The 16406-nt window shown below is 39.1% G+C and carries 17 protein-coding genes, 7 tRNA genes and 2 pseudogenes; 16 read left to right on the plus strand and 10 right to left on the minus strand.

The genetic code is table 11. The features are described from left to right. The first annotated feature begins 77 nt into the window (after positions 1 to 77). The 7 genes from MHB69_RS02635 to MHB69_RS02665 all read left to right on the plus strand — a co-directional run bounded on the left by MHB69_RS02635 (position 78) and on the right by MHB69_RS02665 (position 752). Positions 78 to 152, plus strand: a tRNA-Asn gene (locus MHB69_RS02635). 4 nt (positions 153 to 156) lie between these two features. Further along, positions 157 to 247 (plus strand) — tRNA-Ser (locus tag MHB69_RS02640). 9 nt (positions 248 to 256) lie between these two features. Continuing rightward, positions 257 to 328, plus strand: a tRNA-Glu gene (locus tag MHB69_RS02645). 20 nt (positions 329 to 348) lie between these two features. After that, positions 349 to 423: transfer RNA gene (locus tag MHB69_RS02650), tRNA-Gln, on the plus strand. 31 nt (positions 424 to 454) lie between these two features. Further along, a tRNA-Lys gene (locus MHB69_RS02655) sits at positions 455 to 530 on the plus strand. 7 nt (positions 531 to 537) lie between these two features. Beyond that, positions 538 to 620: transfer RNA gene (locus MHB69_RS02660), tRNA-Leu, on the plus strand. A 48-nt stretch (positions 621 to 668) separates the two neighbouring features. Further along, positions 669 to 752, plus strand: a tRNA-Leu gene (locus MHB69_RS02665). 123 nt (positions 753 to 875) lie between these two features. On the opposite strand, the pseudogene MHB69_RS02670 reads toward MHB69_RS02665, so the two are convergent. Further along, positions 876 to 965 (minus strand): annotated as a pseudogene (locus MHB69_RS02670) (hypothetical protein); the annotation flags it as partial. An 866-nt stretch (positions 966 to 1831) separates the two neighbouring features. Between MHB69_RS02670 and MHB69_RS02675 the strand changes: the two are divergent. Together MHB69_RS02675 and MHB69_RS02680 are read left to right on the plus strand one after the other, a co-directional pair. Further along, complete coding sequence (locus tag MHB69_RS02675; protein ID WP_034284113.1) at positions 1832 to 2209, plus strand: hypothetical protein; 378 nt, start codon at positions 1832 to 1834, stop codon at positions 2207 to 2209. A 367-nt stretch (positions 2210 to 2576) separates the two neighbouring features. After that, positions 2577 to 2780 (plus strand): cold-shock protein, encoded by a 204-nt coding sequence (locus MHB69_RS02680; protein WP_003214229.1) that lies wholly within the window; start codon positions 2577 to 2579, stop codon positions 2778 to 2780. Between the two features lie 277 nt (positions 2781 to 3057). Here the strand turns inward: MHB69_RS02680 and MHB69_RS02685 are convergent, their stop codons facing one another. Both MHB69_RS02685 and MHB69_RS02690 read right to left on the minus strand, forming a co-directional pair. Continuing rightward, positions 3058 to 3519: a CarD family transcriptional regulator gene (locus MHB69_RS02685; protein WP_098677662.1), complete on the minus strand. Its 462-nt coding sequence runs from the start codon at positions 3517 to 3519 to the stop codon at positions 3058 to 3060. 327 nt (positions 3520 to 3846) lie between these two features. After that, positions 3847 to 4896: an NAD(P)-dependent alcohol dehydrogenase gene (locus MHB69_RS02690; protein WP_046313986.1), complete on the minus strand. Its 1050-nt coding sequence runs from the start codon at positions 4894 to 4896 to the stop codon at positions 3847 to 3849. Positions 4897 to 5115: 219 nt separating this feature from the next. Here MHB69_RS02690 and MHB69_RS02695 point away from each other — a divergent pair, with 219 nt between their 5' ends. Beyond that, on the plus strand, positions 5116 to 5517 hold the full coding sequence (locus MHB69_RS02695; protein ID WP_008346757.1) for a MerR family transcriptional regulator: 402 nt from the start codon (positions 5116 to 5118) through the stop codon (positions 5515 to 5517). Positions 5518 to 5559: 42 nt separating this feature from the next. Here the strand turns inward: MHB69_RS02695 and MHB69_RS02700 are convergent, their stop codons facing one another. After that, positions 5560 to 6288, minus strand: a complete 729-nt coding sequence (locus tag MHB69_RS02700; RefSeq protein ID WP_046313988.1) for a glycoside hydrolase family 16 protein — start codon at positions 6286 to 6288, stop codon at positions 5560 to 5562. Positions 6289 to 6559: 271 nt separating this feature from the next. Between MHB69_RS02700 and MHB69_RS02705 the strand changes: the two genes are divergently transcribed. The 3 genes from MHB69_RS02705 (at position 6560) to MHB69_RS02715 (ending at position 9747) form a co-directional block, all read left to right on the plus strand. Next, positions 6560 to 7132, plus strand: coding sequence for a TetR/AcrR family transcriptional regulator (locus MHB69_RS02705; RefSeq protein ID WP_046314028.1), 573 nt, complete (start codon positions 6560 to 6562; stop codon positions 7130 to 7132). A 79-nt stretch (positions 7133 to 7211) separates the two neighbouring features. Continuing rightward, on the plus strand, positions 7212 to 8651 hold the full coding sequence (locus MHB69_RS02710) for a DHA2 family efflux MFS transporter permease subunit (protein ID WP_046313989.1): 1440 nt from the start codon (positions 7212 to 7214) through the stop codon (positions 8649 to 8651). A 193-nt stretch (positions 8652 to 8844) separates the two neighbouring features. After that, complete coding sequence (locus MHB69_RS02715) at positions 8845 to 9747, plus strand: alpha/beta hydrolase (protein WP_342495972.1); 903 nt, start codon at positions 8845 to 8847, stop codon at positions 9745 to 9747. Positions 9748 to 9866: 119 nt separating this feature from the next. On the opposite strand, the gene MHB69_RS02720 is transcribed toward MHB69_RS02715, so the two are convergent. From MHB69_RS02720 to MHB69_RS02730, 3 genes are all read right to left on the minus strand, one after another. Then, on the minus strand, positions 9867 to 10166 hold the full coding sequence (locus MHB69_RS02720) for a hypothetical protein (protein WP_163115561.1): 300 nt from the start codon (positions 10164 to 10166) through the stop codon (positions 9867 to 9869). Positions 10167 to 10179: 13 nt separating this feature from the next. Next, positions 10180 to 11004: a hypothetical protein gene (locus tag MHB69_RS02725; protein WP_342495973.1), complete on the minus strand. Its 825-nt coding sequence runs from the start codon at positions 11002 to 11004 to the stop codon at positions 10180 to 10182. A 156-nt stretch (positions 11005 to 11160) separates the two neighbouring features. Further along, on the minus strand, positions 11161 to 11589 hold the full coding sequence (locus tag MHB69_RS02730; RefSeq protein ID WP_342495974.1) for a hypothetical protein: 429 nt from the start codon (positions 11587 to 11589) through the stop codon (positions 11161 to 11163). A 119-nt stretch (positions 11590 to 11708) separates the two neighbouring features. Here MHB69_RS02730 and MHB69_RS02735 point away from each other — a divergent pair, with 119 nt between their 5' ends. Together MHB69_RS02735 and MHB69_RS02740 are read left to right on the plus strand one after the other, a co-directional pair. Next, a complete protein-coding gene (locus MHB69_RS02735) occupies positions 11709 to 12005 on the plus strand; it encodes a DUF1433 domain-containing protein (protein ID WP_163115559.1) in 297 nt (98 codons plus the stop codon). A gap of 82 nt (positions 12006 to 12087) precedes the next feature. Continuing rightward, positions 12088 to 12848: pseudogene (locus MHB69_RS02740) on the plus strand (SDR family NAD(P)-dependent oxidoreductase). 245 nt (positions 12849 to 13093) lie between these two features. Here MHB69_RS02740 and MHB69_RS02745 read toward each other — a convergent pair. Further along, a complete protein-coding gene (locus tag MHB69_RS02745; RefSeq protein WP_342495975.1) occupies positions 13094 to 13513 on the minus strand; it encodes a hypothetical protein in 420 nt (139 codons plus the stop codon). A 215-nt stretch (positions 13514 to 13728) separates the two neighbouring features. Here MHB69_RS02745 and MHB69_RS02750 point away from each other — a divergent pair, with 215 nt between their 5' ends. Next, positions 13729 to 14877 carry a type II asparaginase gene (locus MHB69_RS02750; RefSeq protein WP_342495976.1) on the plus strand — a complete coding sequence of 383 codons (1149 nt, stop codon included), beginning with the start codon at positions 13729 to 13731 and terminating at the stop codon, positions 14875 to 14877. A 35-nt stretch (positions 14878 to 14912) separates the two neighbouring features. Here MHB69_RS02750 and MHB69_RS02755 read toward each other — a convergent pair whose 3' ends face one another. Together MHB69_RS02755 and MHB69_RS02760 are read right to left on the minus strand one after the other, a co-directional pair. Continuing rightward, positions 14913 to 15806 (minus strand): alpha/beta hydrolase, encoded by an 894-nt coding sequence (locus tag MHB69_RS02755; RefSeq protein ID WP_342495977.1) that lies wholly within the window; start codon positions 15804 to 15806, stop codon positions 14913 to 14915. A gap of 56 nt (positions 15807 to 15862) precedes the next feature. Beyond that, complete coding sequence (locus MHB69_RS02760; RefSeq protein ID WP_034284102.1) at positions 15863 to 16315, minus strand: helix-turn-helix domain-containing protein; 453 nt, start codon at positions 16313 to 16315, stop codon at positions 15863 to 15865. Positions 16316 to 16406 lie beyond the last annotated feature (91 nt).

The raw sequence follows: 16406 nt of genomic DNA on the forward strand, positions 1-16406 counted from the left end.
AATGAGACAGGAATGAAACACTTAAAAATTCTTGACACATTTTTCTGGCATAGATATAATGAAACATGTCTTATTATTCCGCAGTAGCTCAGTGGTAGAGCTATCGGCTGTTAACCGATCGGTCGTAGGTTCGAGTCCTACCTGCGGAGCCATAATGGAGAAGTACTCAAGTGGCTGAAGAGGCGCCCCTGCTAAGGGTGTAGGTCGTGTAAGCGGCGCGAGGGTTCAAATCCCTCCTTCTCCGCCATTATTGTATGGCCCGTTGGTCAAGCGGTTAAGACACCGCCCTTTCACGGCGGTAACACGGGTTCGAATCCCGTACGGGTCATGTTTTGTTTTTTGATTCGTTGGGCTATAGCCAAGCGGTAAGGCAACGGACTTTGACTCCGTCATGCGTTGGTTCGAATCCAGCTAGCCCAGCCATTTTTTATATATGTTTTTCTGCATAGCAGATGAGCCATTAGCTCAGTTGGTAGAGCATCTGACTTTTAATCAGAGGGTCGAAGGTTCGAGTCCTTCATGGCTCACCATTGTCACGCGGGTGTGGCGGAATTGGCAGACGCGCTAGACTTAGGATCTAGTGTCTTTATGACGTGGGGGTTCAAGTCCCTTCACCCGCATTGTTTTTCCAAACAGTGCACTTATGAATATATGAGCACATCATACACGCGGTCGTGGCGGAATGGCAGACGCGCTAGGTTGAGGGCCTAGTGGGTGAATAACCCGTGGAGGTTCAAGTCCTCTCGGCCGCATCAATGATACCAAGGGTTGTAGACCTTTGGTATTTTTATTTTATATAACTTCTAAATAAATCTGTCCAAAATCTGTCCACTCACCGTAAGTAAGTGGACAGATTTTGTTAGAGATCGATATTTTTATATAATGTCGTCCAATTTTTCAGCCATAGCCTTTTGTTTGTTAGGAAATAAGTGACCATATACATCTATTGCTGTCAGAATAGATGCACGTATCCCCCATTGAAGCGCCAATTTCAATAAGCTTCCTCCAGTAAGATAATCTGTTCTTTTTTGTTTTGTTTCTGGTAGGAGGAATGCTCCTTTCCTGGTTAGATCAGTCGGTTTTTTTACAGTGCGGTATAAAAATGTAGCGGCAACTTCATGAGGACTCGAAATAAAAAGGTACCGCAGCACAAGGATACCTTTTTAAGATCAGTATTTATTTTTAAAGACTACATACAAGCATTTTAATTGGCAAAGGTTGATTCCATGGAAATTTCATATCGTATCGACTGATTAATATGAAGATCCCTGACTCACTGATTGTGCAACAATCTGCCGTACTTCCCGAGCTAAATGTGTAGCATGTAAGGTAGCCTGCCAAATAACCGGACTAACTGCAGATTGACTGATGGATAATGCCTGTTGAGTGGATGGAACCATTGGACTCAGCAGTCTTTCTGCCTCGTCTACTCACAAAGTTGAGGGTCTAGTGGGTGAATAACCCGTGGAGGTTCAAGTCCCCTCGGCTGCATCTAAGAAACCAAAGTTTGTAGACCTTTGGTTTTTTTGTATCCTCTAAAGTATAGTTGCCAGTCATGATGCGATTGTTGTCCATATAAGAACATCATGAATAAATTCTTTTATTCAGCTTCTAGCTTCCTTTCATTTTTTATATTGTTAAATAAAGGTTTTGATGAGATAATTTGATAAAATGGAATTAAGTTGCATAAGGTCAACTTCAAAAAATTTATAAGCTCATGACCAATTCATGATTATCCAGAAAATACAAGCGATTTGTGTCAACATAAAAATTGGTTGACTAAATTAGCCTGTCCCTATAAAACTATTCAATATGAAAAAGGAGTTATAGCATGATAAAAAGGTTTTCTCTAGTTTTACTTACTCTAATGATGTCTATAGTTGTTATGCTAGTGGCTGCCCAAAATTCCCCTGGAGATAATGTCATTTCATTTGATCAGCCTCGCATCTTAATAATATCAATTGGAATAGTGGTTTTTTTATTCATCCCTCCGTTGGTGATGTCTTTTTTCAGTAACTTGATTGTGAGAACTATATCTGGTGTATACCAATGTTTTATTGTTCTCTCTTTTCTGGTACTAATTCCAATAGGATTTTTTATTCCAGATGGCTTTTTGACAATTGTTGTTTCTATCGCAGGAACTTTAGTCAGCGTAGCTAGTCTTATAGTAACTTTAATAATAGATAGGAATAAAAATGTTGAATATTAGCTGAAATAGAAATGACATGAATTTTCTAAGAGTACAGTAATGTTTTCGTTATTACCACTTTTAAATAATACTGACAGATGTCTGAAAAATGGAATGACGTTATGAACTTGTTTATTCCTTTCGAGATTGAACGTCCATTTTGTAGAAAAAATTATCTTAAAGTCAGAGAAGAACAAAATTATGTGGGATCGTTGATTTTGTTCTTTTAAATCCTAAATTGCAATTATTTCCGATTCATGCTACAATAAGAATAATTATTTTTGTTCGGCGTAAAGGATAGCATGAAGAAAGACTTTTCGTCTTGAGGATACTTTGGGCAAGGATAGTATAATACATTGTGTGGTATACGCACGAGGAGGCAACAAACATGGAACAAGGTACAGTAAAATGGTTTAACGCAGAAAAAGGTTTTGGATTTATCGAACGTGAAGAAGGCGACGATGTATTCGTACATTTCTCAGCTATCCAAGGTGACGGATTCAAATCTTTAGACGAAGGTCAAAAAGTAACATTTGACGTAGAGCAAGGTTCTCGTGGAGCTCAAGCTGCTAACGTTCAAAAAACTGCTTAATCTTCATCCTTTTAAAACAGGTTCTCTGTAGAGAGCCTGTTTTTTTATGCTTTCACGCATTTTTTCAATAAAAAACCCTACTCAGCGTACAAGTAGGGAGGTGTTACAAGGTAATCGTAAAAAAATTCATGCTTCAAAGGTTTATCAACAGTATAGCATATTGGATTTACAATATGCGGAATTTGCCTAAATAAATTCTTTTTTTCTTTAATAAATTGAAGGATGGACATGTTCGTAGAGAACTTGTATTCAAAAATGGTGAGTGTGGAAGAGGTTCTTAACAGAAACTTTTGATTTGTTTTTCTGTAATTCCTTTGATGACTTCTAATTCACTTAGCAAAAATTCATGGGCATCATCCAGCATTTTCTTTTCACTTGCATTGAGTGCTTTCTCTTTCTTCATACGCATCAGATCACGCACAACTTCAGCACCTTCTTGGATGTTACCCGTTTTTATTTTGTTTGTGTTAATTGTATGCCGTTCTTTCCATGTCAGTAATTGATCTGATTTGCCATGCTGGAAAATGTGCATTACATTCTTTAAAGCCAGTATATCTGTAACAGGTCTAATACGTGAACCTGACATTTTCCGTGTTGGAATCATTACTTTCATATGACTGATTGACATTTTAATCACATAATACTGTTGTTTTTCATCAGAGAATTCTTTTTCTTCTATGGCTTCAATTATACCTGCTCCGTGCATTGGATAAACAATGTTATCACCAATTTGAAACATATCATCCACCTCCATATAATGTATCTACTTTAAGGGTACCACACTTAGAGGTTAAATAATCAAATTTTTAATAATAACATGTTTATTTATTTGTTGTCAATAAATTTTGTTCTAAAAAAGGGAGGTTATTTTGTGGGAATTTTGGATGTGATTTTTTTCATTTGAACATATCCTCCTCGCTATAAGAAAAACAGGATATCCACAATAACAGCTCGGGTGCCAGCCTTTATATCCGTATCAAGTCATTGAAACGTAAACAGCTGTTTATGAGGAAATCATGTTAAAAAAAGACCAGCCATTGAGCTAGTCTTTCAAAAAAGAATCCGATCATAATGTCGAAATATCAATCACAAACCGGTAACGAACATCACTTTTCAGCACCCGTTCATACGCTTCATCAACTTGATTAGCGTTGATCACTTCAATTTGTGGCGCAATGTTATGAGCAGCTGCGAAATCGAGCATTTCTTGTGTTTCTTGGATGCCGCCAACGAGTGAACCAGCTATGCTGCGGCGGCCGGAAATTAATGAAAAGACGTGGAATTGATCCGGCTTAGGCGGTGCACCGACGTTCACCAAGGTTCCATCTACACGGAGTAAGGACAAATAGGCATCCACGTTAATGTTGGCAGAGACCGTATTGAGAATAAGGTCGTACTGACCGGCTAGTGTCTGAAACGTATCAGGATCACTTGTAGCAAAATAGTCTTTTGCACCAAATGATAGGGCCTCTTCTTTTTTATTCAAAGAGCGGCTCAATACCGTCACTTCAGCGCCTAGAGCACTCGCGAATTGAATAGCAACATGGCCGAGCCCGCCCATTCCGACGATCGCAACCTTTTTGCCAGGGCCTGCCTTCCAGTGCTTTAATGGAGAATAAGTTGTAATGCCAGCACAGAGAAGAGGGCTTGCGGCATCAAGGGACAGTTGATCAGGAATGCTGACGACAAATCGTTCAGTCACGACAATTTTTTGACTGTAGCCGCCATAAGTCGGCTCCCCGTCATAGTCACGGCTGTTATACGTTTGGACGACCCCTTTTGTGCAATACTGCTCGTCTCCATTTTGACAATATTCACAGGTGCCGCAGGAATCCACAAAGCAGCCAACGCCTACACGGTCTCCGATCTGAAACTTCGTCACATCATCCCCTACAGCTGTAACGACCCCAGTGATCTCATGACCTGGAACCATCGGGAAAATGCCGCCGCCCCATTCATCAAAAGCGCTGTGGATATCTGAATGACAGATCCCGCTAAATTGAATATCAATTAAAATATCATGTGGACGAAGCGCTCTTCTTTCAATGGTCGTCCGTTCAAAATTCGCTTTTGCATGTGATACACTTAAAACGTTTGATTGGTGCGTCTGACACATTCTTGATCATCCTTTCAAAAATAAGATTCGATTCTTTCCTCTATACTGTACGTCTTAAAGTGAACTATAAGTCAACAGAAAACCTTCTGTAATAATAAATCCAGGCTGTTACAACATTCTTGATATCAAGAATTGAGCCAAAAGCATCTTGCTTTCTTTTTCAAAATGGAGATGATGAGGAAAGGGAGATCGGAAGGTAAGAGAAAGAAGGAGGGCACAATGAAAATAGCACAAGCAGCAAAACAGCTCGATTTATCCACTGCGACACTTAGATATTACGAGAATATTGGTTTGATTAGGGAAATCAAACGTGACGATCATGGGATTCGTGATTATACGGAGGATGATCTTCAATGGATCGAATTTATCAAGTGTATGAGAAATGCAGGGCTCTCGATTGATGCGCTTAGAGAATATACAGCCTTATTTTTTGAGGATGATGATCATACGTTATCTTCGCGAAAAAACATTTTGGTCAATGAACGAGAAAGACTCGTTCAAAAACAAAAGGAAATCGAAGAGACCATTAAACGATTGGATTTCAAAATAGAAAGTTATGAAGATATTATCCACAATCATGAGAAAAAACTCGCTCATCAGCTGAAAACTCATTCTAATTAAACGAAGAAAAACCTGTGAAAAATCACAGGTTTTTTGATAGAGTTATCTTTTTGTGTAACGCACCCAGTTATAATGTGCGTGGAGCGGGGTAACACCGTTGTAGGAGCCGAGCCATTCATCGACACCTGCACCATTCCACAGGTTCATCATAATTTTCCCTGGTGTTTGAGGAATTTGAGTGGTGGCGGTATGCTTTAATTGTCCATCGACATACCATTTGATAGAGTTTGGCTGCCAGTCAAATGCATACGTGTGATAAGAGTTCGCTGCATCGAAACCAAGGTTGACGATCTTTTCATGATTTCCTACACCATTGGTATAGTAGTTAAACTGTACCTTTGTCGTATCTTTTCCTAGAAATTCAATGTCAATCTCATCCCAAGGCGTGCCATCAGTCGGTCCCGTATAAGTGAAGAAAGAAGAGACGATCCCCACATTTTTGGCTGGCTTCATGTTGACTTCATATAGCCCATAGCCGTAAGTTTGTGTGGAGCGGTTTTCTCCGCAGTCAAATTTATTATAGGCGGGACTTGTGAGCGATAAACGCATTTCACCTGATGAGGTCATCGACACGTTATTTGCACGCCACGTACAGTTAAACATGTTTCCATTCGAGTATCCATCGGCTTTTTGCCATAACCCCGTATTATAGTTGTTAAAAGGTTCATAAAACGATCCACCCGTTTGTGCCGAGGCACCCGCTGTAAATGTGGACAAACTCAAGACTAATCCAGTGACAAGCAGCATCAACATTCGTTTCATACGGTACATATTCGCATTCTCCTCTCCTTTTATGGAAGCGCTTTCTTTATTGATCATACATGATTCTTTCAAAAGGGAAAATCGGTCTAAATAATGATAAACAGTGTGCATTATTTAATAGAATTGAAAGAAGGATCATAAGTAAAAAATAATGATTGACATTGCGGACAGTTGTCCGTAAGATAATATCGGGACAATTGTCCTAAGAAAAACCTAAAGTGTTTTGATTTAACACATAGAGATAAGTGTCATGTGGATGAAGGTAAAGAAGGTGAGCATGGTGGAAAAGGATATTGGGGAGGAAATTGAAGAGATTGCATTCTCCTTGTTTCAAGAATTTGGTGTAGAAAATGTCAGCATGCATAAAATTGCGAAAACAGCTGGTGTTGGGCAGGGTACTCTTTACCGCCGCTACGCCAATAAAAGTGATTTGTGCCTTTCTATCCTTGGGGAGAGATTTGAACAGCTGATACCAGCTTTGCATCTTTACTTGAGCAAAATAAGTGATCAGCCGGTCCGTGAACGTTTGCGCTACGTTCTTGAAGAAATTCATCTCATCGTCGGTCACCATTTAGACTGGATTCGGATGCTCACAATCTCTGGGAGTTTAGAGCAGACAAGTAAAGTGTATGAGAGTCATTACAGTCAATCACTTAGACAAATCATTCGTGATTTGCTTGAAGAAGCGAGAGAAAAGGGAGAAGCGAACATACAGGACATAGAACTGACAACGTTATGTATGTCCTCTCCAATGACGCCTGAGCTCATGTTTTATATACATGAATCCGGCTATTCAATCGAAAGAATCGCTCAATTTGCTGCAGAAAAACAGATTTTATCCGTCTTTCAATAGACATGAAAGTGGCTCATTTCTGACCACCCTGACTTCCTAAGGTTCATCTAAATTGAAAAAGAAAAGGAGCCAACTTAATATGAACAAACAGAAAGCAGCAGCTTCTGACATTCGAACGCTGCCCATAATTATTTCTTTTATCACGGCTGGATTTATTGGCCTGTTCAGTGAAACGGCATTAAACATGGCGCTGAGAAGTTTAACGTTAGACTTTGGAATTGAAGCGACGACTGCTCAGTGGCTGACAACAGGATATTTATTAACACTTGGTATTCTCGTACCGATTTCAGGACTCATTCTTCAATGGTTTACGACAAGACAGCTTTTCATTACATCGCTTGTCTTTTCGATCATCGGAACATTTATTGCGGCGGTTGCGCCGGTCTTTAGTATTTTAATGGTAGCACGTGTCGTGCAGGCAGTCGGTACAGCATTGCTTCTGCCATTGATGTTTAATACGATTTTGGTCATCATCCCGCCTCATAAACGAGGCAGATCGATGGGGATTATTGGTCTTGTGATCATGTTTGCACCAGCAGTCGGTCCAACCGTCTCCGGTCTTATTCTGAAATCGCTGACGTGGCATTGGATTTTCTGGATTTCACTTCCTTTATTAATGGCTGCACTCGTATTTGGTTATATCTTTATGCAAAATATTACAGAACCAACAAGACCGAAAATCGATATCTTATCAATTGTGCTTTCAACCATTGGTTTCGGCGGAATTGTGTATGGCTTTAGCAGTGCCGGTGAAGGCGGCGGCTGGAGCAGTATGCATGTGATCGTGGCAATTGTAGTAGGTGTCATAGGGATTCTTGTGTTCTCCTTAAGACAGTTGAACATGAAAGAACCAATGCTGAACTTAAGCCCGTTTAAATATCCAATGTTTGTCATTGGGTTACTTCTGATTTTAGTGTGTATGATGGTGATGCTGTCTGCTATGATGATTTTACCATTGTATCTGCAAACATCCTTGGCGCTTTCTACATTTACAGCAGGTTTAATGCTATTGCCAGGTGGAATTATCAACGGACTCCTATCTCCAATCATGGGTGGTCTATTTGATAAGTTTGGTCCAAAATGGCTTGTCATTCCAGGTCTTGTCATTGTCGCAGCGACGATGTTTGGCTTTACGAATCTAAGTGTGAATACGTCGATTGGATTCATTGTCACCCTTCATATTACATTAATGATCGGAATCGCGATGATCATGATGCCTGCTCAAACAAATGGATTGAATCAGCTGCCGCCAGAGCTATATCCGCATGGTACAGCGATTATGAATACATTGCAGCAGGTGTCAGGAGCCATTGGTACTGCGGTCGGTATCTCGATCCTTTCTTCAGGCGCCCGCAGCTTTATGGAAAATGTGTCTGATCCCGCAAATCCGGTGAATCAGCTGCTCGCCTTTACAAATGGCGTCCAGCATGCATTTATCTTTGCAGTGATCATGACGATCATCGGTTTGATTATTGCTTTCTTCATTAAACGAGTGAAGGTAGAACAACAAGTATCATAAGAGAAATGAAAAGCACTGAGGGCATAGCGCCGCAGTGCTTTTTTATTTGCTCAATGCTTGTTTCAAAGAGAGTAAAAACGGGGAGATAGGTAAAAAGTGAACATTGAAAATTTGCTGTTGGTTCAGTAGGAGGAAAAGAGGAAAAGGAAAAGAATGAGTAACTAAGAAATGAATAAGATAGGAGTCTGAGATCATGAACTTAGAAGAACAAATCAAAATCGCTGCGTCATTACGCCAGCCATCTGAAGGTTCATTAGCGAGTCAATCGGAACTAAAGCCAGTAAATCCTCCTGAAGTGAACAAAATGGAATATGACATTCCAACAAGTGCTGGCGAAACAAAGGTGTGGGTATTTAAGCCAGTGAACACACAAAAACAGCTGCTTCCTGTTTTTGTGAATTTACATGGCGGCGGATTTATCATGGGCAGTGCTGAAATGGATAATCCCTGGTGTCCAGTCATTGCAGACCGGGCGCAATGTATCGTCGTCAATGTCGAGTATCAGCTTGCACCCGAGCACCCTTTCCCAGCCGCTCTTCATGAATGCTACGATGTAATGAAGTGGCTGTATGAACATCCTGAGGAGCTTCAAATCGATCGGAATGCATTAGCCATTGGCGGACATAGCGCAGGAGGAAATTTGGCAACGGCTGCTTGTCTATTGAATATTCAAAGAGGAAATACACTCCCAATTGCCTATCAAGTGCTTGATTATCCGCCGCTTGATCTAGCCACTGATCCAGCACAAAAGCCAGCGTTTGAAGAAGCGATCCCAGTTGAATTGGCGAGACTCTTTAATTCCTTCTATCTGCAAGGCCAAGATCCGCACAATCCGCTCGTTTCTCCGGTTTTTGCAGATCGTTCATCCTTAGCACAAATGCCTCCAGCTCTCGTCATCACAGCAGAGAGGGATTCGCTGGCTGAAGAAGCCGAACAATATGCTGCTAATTTAAAAGAAGCTGGGGTAGACGTCACGTACAGACAATTTAAAGGCGTTCCACACGGCTTCACGCACGCCGGAGATTTAGCCATAGCTGAAGAGGCTTGGCATTTGATGGGGGATCAATTAAAGAAAGCGTTTGAACAGAGACTTTGAGGGCTTCTTTTCATAAATAGGTAAAGCACAGGTGCAACCTGTGCTTTTTACTTCTCTTTAATTGTGACAAGCTGTCTAAAGAGATTGATTTACTAATACTTGAATTTGACTATCTTTCTCTATTTAGTTCTAATACTATTGATAAAAGCTTTTCTATCATGCTTAACTTGTAATGTTTTTTGCGCATTTTGATTTAATCTATCCACTAATGCATCAAGCGATTTACCTTCAAATGATGAAAATAGTGTTAAATAAGTCTGTGCAATTGTTTTTGTTGCTGCTGTTAGTTTTGTCGATTTCGCAATATCTGATTTTAAGGAGCCAACGTCAGTTTTTGCTTTTGCTTTTAACTGACTTTTCAACTCATTTTGTTGTTGGACCTTTTTTATCATTTCTAGTTCAGCGTTCATATCAGGCACTAATTATGACCTCCTATAACTTTAGCCATCTTGCTAATTCCTCATCTTTTTCTGTAAGATTTTCTGCCATTTTTACAATGAATTCAGCTATATCTTCTAAATCCTGAATCATATAATGCAATGAAGCTTCAAAGTTGTACTGTTCGTCTTCATCATAAAAAAACGGTGTTCCTTTATTGGTATAAGGAGCTATTTCTAATAGGGCTTGATCGACGTCATTTGGCCCAAGTTGTTCAAATTGATCTAATTTACTTTTGAATTGATTTGAAAGATTGTATATTGTTAAACTGTGTTCTCTTGGAAATGCTTCTACTTCTTTTTTTACGTTTTTTAACTCCTCTAATGCTAAAGTAAGTTGATCAGCCAATCTTTTTGCAACAGCCTTATCTACTTTTATTGTTTGGCCATCCATATTAGCATAAGAGGTCATGGTTTCTAAGTCACGATTATACACATCTTTACTTCCGTCGACATTGATAATATTGCCTTTATGGTCAAATTTAAAATTAGACTCGCTTATAGCATGTGTGTCATCAATTCCAAGTGCTTGCATAATAAAGTCAGCTGCAAGTGGAATAAGTGAAGCAGATAGAGCGACAGCTTTCAAACGGTTTTTTCTCTTTAGTCTTGCATCAGATGGATCTTTAGTATAAATCGTTGTTCCGTTATGTTGATCATATTCAAGACCCCATCCAGCACCGACCATGTCATCTGGATTAATGATGGATTTATTCATCGCTCTAAAATCACCATTTTTTATTTTTTGTTGAGTTTCTTTGTCATGAAGCTTTACAATAGATGGGTTATTGAATCCAACTGAATAGATGCCGTTAATCACTCCTGCATAATCAGCCTCTGCTCCACCTAGTGAATGACCAGTTGCTGAAATAACTGTATTGGGACCAGCATACTTTCTTTTTACTTCTCTAACTAGCTGATCAGATTGATCGAATTGAGACGTTTTTGTGATGAGTTTGTAATCACCGCTTGCCAGTTAAACTCTTTGTATATCATCATCTATGAAACGTTCACCTTTACTATAAATGTTAGAGTTTTTTCTAGTAATGTATTTAATTTTTTCTTTTGGGTTTTTTCCTGCAACAACATTTCCACCGTCAGCCTTAATTACATCTTGAACAAGTTGATCATTTGGATTTGTACCAGCAAACCCAATGATTACATTATCAGGCTCTTTTGGCTTGACCCATTTACCTTTTTCTTTTTTAGCTTGAATGAATACATATGCATCGAGTCCTGTGTCAGGGTCTCTCCGAATATTGTCTATAAAAAAATATTTGTCTGCACTTATTGATATTGGTTTAGCTTCACCAAAATTTTTTTCTAATAATCTATCCTGATAACTAACTTGACTTATTTTAAAATATTCGTAATCGGATATAGTGGGGCGATTGTTACTGTTCATGTACAATATCACTCTCTTATTATAAAATATAAGAAATAGAAAGGATGATATGATTGATCAAAAGAGGAACCATAATTATCCTGATTTCTTTTGTTATTATAGCAGTTGGAGGAATTTTCATGAAGCATCAAAATGATGTTAAACTACAAAATGAACAAGAAATAAAGTTGTTTGAAACAGCAAAAAAAAGAATGACATCGTTTTTAAAAGCCAATTATGAAAATATCAGTGATATTACATATAAAGAGAAGTATGATATAGACCCAATGGGTGGAATTAGTGTTGAGGGGTATCTAAACAAAGATCCAAAACAAGAATTCTGGGGAATTTATAATAAGTCGATGGATGAAATTGGAGGGTCTTCAGTGGAAGCAGAAAAAAAGGCTGCTTGTGAAAAAGAATTTTGCAAATATTAAAAGTGATTATAAGGAATTAACCACTAAATGTTTATAAGATTCTAAGCAGTCAAATAGCGAGTAGCGAATAGGGGGATATAAAATGAGTTATACAGTCATTACAGGAGCAAGCTCAGGTATTGGATATGAGGCGGCTCTCGCCTTTGCAGCACGAGGGAAAAATCTTATATTAGCTGCACGCCGGCTCGATAAACTCCAAGAATTGAAGGAGAAGATTCATGATCAATATCCCGATATCAAAGTAGTCATACAGTCAGCGATTTAACAAACATAGAGCAAGTGTATTCATTTTATGAATCATTGTCAGATTATGAGCTGGATACGTTCATTAATAATGCAGGGTTTGGTCACTTTGGCTCTATAGGAGAACAAGATTTAAGTAAAATAGGGGATATGCTTCATCTGAATATCGAAGCATTAACGATTCTATCCACCTTATTTGTTCGTGATTATGAGCAAGTAGAGGGAGCGCAGCTCATTAACATTTCTTCACGAGCCGGCTATACAGTCGTCGGCAATGCCGTCACCTATTCAGCAACGAAGTTTTACGTGAGCGCCTTTACAGAAGGACTGGCACTAGAGTTGAAAGAAAAGGGAGCTAAGTTACAGGCAAAAATATTAGCACCTTCCGCGACAGAATCAGAATTTGCAAAGCGTTCATTGGATGTAGACGAATTTGAATATGAAGGCAATTTCAAGAAATATCATACATCAAAAGAAATGGCAGCTTGTATGCTTGAGCTTTATGACAGTGAAAAAACAGTCGGTATTGTGGACGGAAAGACATTCGAATTTGAATTGAAAGATATGATCTTTTCACACGCTGGTACAAGTATGAAATAACAATTCTCATCACTGAGGTAGATATCCTCAGTGATTTTTTTATGGCATGATTGACTGTGTGGTCAAGCATAGGAGAAATGTAACAAGTGAAGGCGATTAAGCATCACAAAATTGCCCTTCGTCACTTTACAGAAAAGGATTTTGTACGTCCTAGGAAGATCGCTCAAAATGGATACCGACTATTTGATGAGAAAAATGCTTTAAAGAAACTAATGAAAAAAACACCTTCGCGTTAGGTGTTTTTTTCATGCATTGATTCTTTGATAAAACAAAGAATCACAAGTCCAGTAGATAAGACTGCTCATGATGATGATGGGTAAAGACGCCTGGCTCCCAATACCATCAATGAAAAAGAGCATGACAACCATTGCAATCAGTAAATATGCAGCTAAATAAAGAGGATGAAAAGCCTTTGGCTGCAAAGAAAACAATAACTGCAAAGGAACCGCAAAGACGAAATAAAAAACAAAAAAGATAGGTATGTAAAATATCAGAAACGCAGGCTCAGCTTGAATAGGTGGAAATAAGCAGACAAACAAGCCGAGTAAAATAGAGCTGATGAATAGTGTGATTAGGATTTTGTAAAAGGGTTGAAGCGGATGCAAAATGTATACTCCTTTTTTGTAAAATTTACTATATTTTATCATAAATTCATTATCAAGCATCGGTTATTTTGAAAATACGCCACCTTCAATACTCAATTTAATTACAGCAAATTTAGGTATTAAGAATTGAATAAATCATTAATATAACGCCCTTTTTACCTTTATTTGGTTATATAACTTTAGCCTCATGCCGATGAATGAATGTATGGTATAAAGTAAATCCTATAGATAGAGTTTAGCCATGAATCCATCAAATGAGGAAAAGAGATGATCCAATGAACATGACAAAATGGTTAGGTGCTGTCCTTCTTTCTGTTTTATTAATGGTGACAGCAGCCTGTGCGAACACAGGCACTCAAGAGAATACTCAAAGCGAAAAAGAAAACGTATCCAATGAAACAAAAGAGAAAAACAAGGCGGTTGAAACAGGGAATAAGTCCTTATCTAATATTAAGGTATTAGCCACGGGCGGGACGATTGCTGGCAGTTCAGACAGTGATACAGATACGACGGGCTATAAATCTGGTTCACTCGGCATTGATAAAGTCATTGATTCAGTTCCACAGCTGAAAGATATTGCAAATGTCACGGGTGAGCAGGTTGCGAATGTCGGCAGTGAAAATGTTGATAACGCTCTTCTTTTAAAATTAGCCAAGCGAGTGAATGAACTATTAAAAGATGATCAAGTAGATGGCATTGTCATCACGCATGGAACAGATACACTTGAAGAAACAGCTTACTTTTTACATCTGGTTGTCAAAAGTGATAAGCCTGTGGTGGTCGTTGGCTCAATGAGACCAGCATCGGCAATCAGTGCGGATGGTCCGCTCAACTTGTATCATGCGGTGAAAATTGCATCAGCCAAAGAAGCAAAGGGCAAAGGGGTCATGGTCACATTAAATGACCGAATTGCATCGGCTCGATTTGTTACGAAAACAAACACGACCACAACCGATGCCTTCAAGTCACTTGAGCAAGGATACATCGGAGAAGTTACTGGTGAAGTGGTGTCCTTTTATAACGAACCGACAAGAAAACATACGACTGAAAGTGAATTTGATGTATCAAAGATAAAAGAATTGCCGCAAGTTGATATTTTATACGGCTATCAAAATGATCAAAAATATATGTATGATGCCGCAGTCAAAGCAGGTGCGAAAGGGATTGTCGTGGCTGCAGCAGGAAATGGAACGATGTCAACAGAAGCCATCAAAGGGGCAACAGATGCAGTGAAAAAAGATGTGGTTGTTGTGAGATCAAGCCGTACGGGGAATGGAATTGTCACCCGCGAAAAAACGGATGATGAACATCACTTTGTGTCCTCTGATTCATTAAACCCGCAAAAAGCACGTATTCTGCTCATGCTGGCACTGACGAAGACAAAAGATCCAGGTAAAGTGCAAAGGTATTATGAACAGTATTAATGAAGAAAAAGACCCAAGTCATATTGGGTCTTTTTTTATGCATGTTCCTGACGTTCAGCACGTTCCTTTAAAGAGAGTAAAATATCTCGCCAAATATCGTCTACATCAGTAAGAAAGTGCCCTGCTTGATCTATATAATGGGTTTTGACGTTTGGAATCGCCTGAGCTATTTTTTCTATTTCTACAAATGGAGCCATTGTATCTTCTTTTCCGTGCCAGACATCAACAGGGATTTGAATATCTTTCATATCGAATGCCCATGGTTTCGAGAGTAAAATGGGTTCACGAATACATTCATCCACCGATTGACGAGTCGCTTCGTATAAATGTGTCATCATCATCTCTAACTGCTCATCGGTTTGAAGGAATTGCCGATCCCACGGATGTAAATGCTTGTTCCCGTTTTTGGCCAGCTTCTTAAATTTCTCTGGTTTGTTCTCAATCATTTTTTTCTGGGAACGATAGCTTGCTTTCAATAGCCAAGGAAACTTCTTACTAAGGAAAAAGGCTAATTTATTTTCTTTTAGCATACTTTTCGGCGGTTTTCCGCATTGAAAAGGGGTTGTGCTTGAGATCAGAGCGGCTGAAAGGACGCGATCCGGCAATTGATAGGCACAACCAGCAGCGAATGCGCCGCCTCCAGATACACCCATCACTGAAAAATGTTGAATGCCAAGATCATCTGCCACTTCCACCACGTCTTTTGCCCAGTCTAAAATTGTGCGGTCAGGTAGAGGGGTGGATAAACCGAATCCAGGTCGATCCAAACAGATGAGACGAATGCCGAGCTTTTGAGAGGTTGGATCATCATCTAAAAACATCACTCTTGATCCAGGTGTTCCATGAAAAAAGAAAATTGGAAACCCCTCAAGATCACCGTATTGAGTCAAACCAATGTACCGGCCATCTTGTAAATGAATGCTTTGCATATTTTCATCCCCTTAATAGTTTAGATAACTTAAATATCAGTGAGAGAAACACCGTATTAAGGTGCTTCTTTCGCAATCTGATAGATTTTTTCGTATAGAGATAGTAATGTTTTTAAATCTTCTTTTGGAAGCTTTGCATAATATTTTTGAATAAGGTGCAATTGAATGTCTTCCGTATTCTTGTGGTAGTCATGGCCCTTTTGAGCAAAATCAACAATGATTTCTCTTCGGTTATGTGGATTAATTTCTCGTTTGACATAGCCGAGCTGCTCAAGCTTTGATACAAGCTGGCTAGCTGCGCTGGCAGAAATCGAAAAGTAATCAGCTAATTCATTGATTGTTCTCGTTTTCGTGCGCAGCAGCTCAAGCGTCAGCTCTTGTTTGGCTGATAAATCTGCATACTCATGTTTTAAAAATCGTTGATACTCTTCTACATAAATTGAGCCTAGAGCATTCGAGTATTCAATGATCTTTTTACCGTAATGAATGATTTCCTCATCCAATGACATCACCTCTCTTCTATTATAGGCAATCTTTATATTTAAGTGAAGTTAAATATAAAGAAGAATTAAATGAATGACGGATATATTTGAAAGGAAA

It is taken from the genome of Bacillus sp. FSL K6-0994 (genome assembly GCF_038630815.1).
Taxonomy (GTDB): Bacteria; Bacillota; Bacilli; order Bacillales; family Bacillaceae; genus Bacillus; species Bacillus safensis.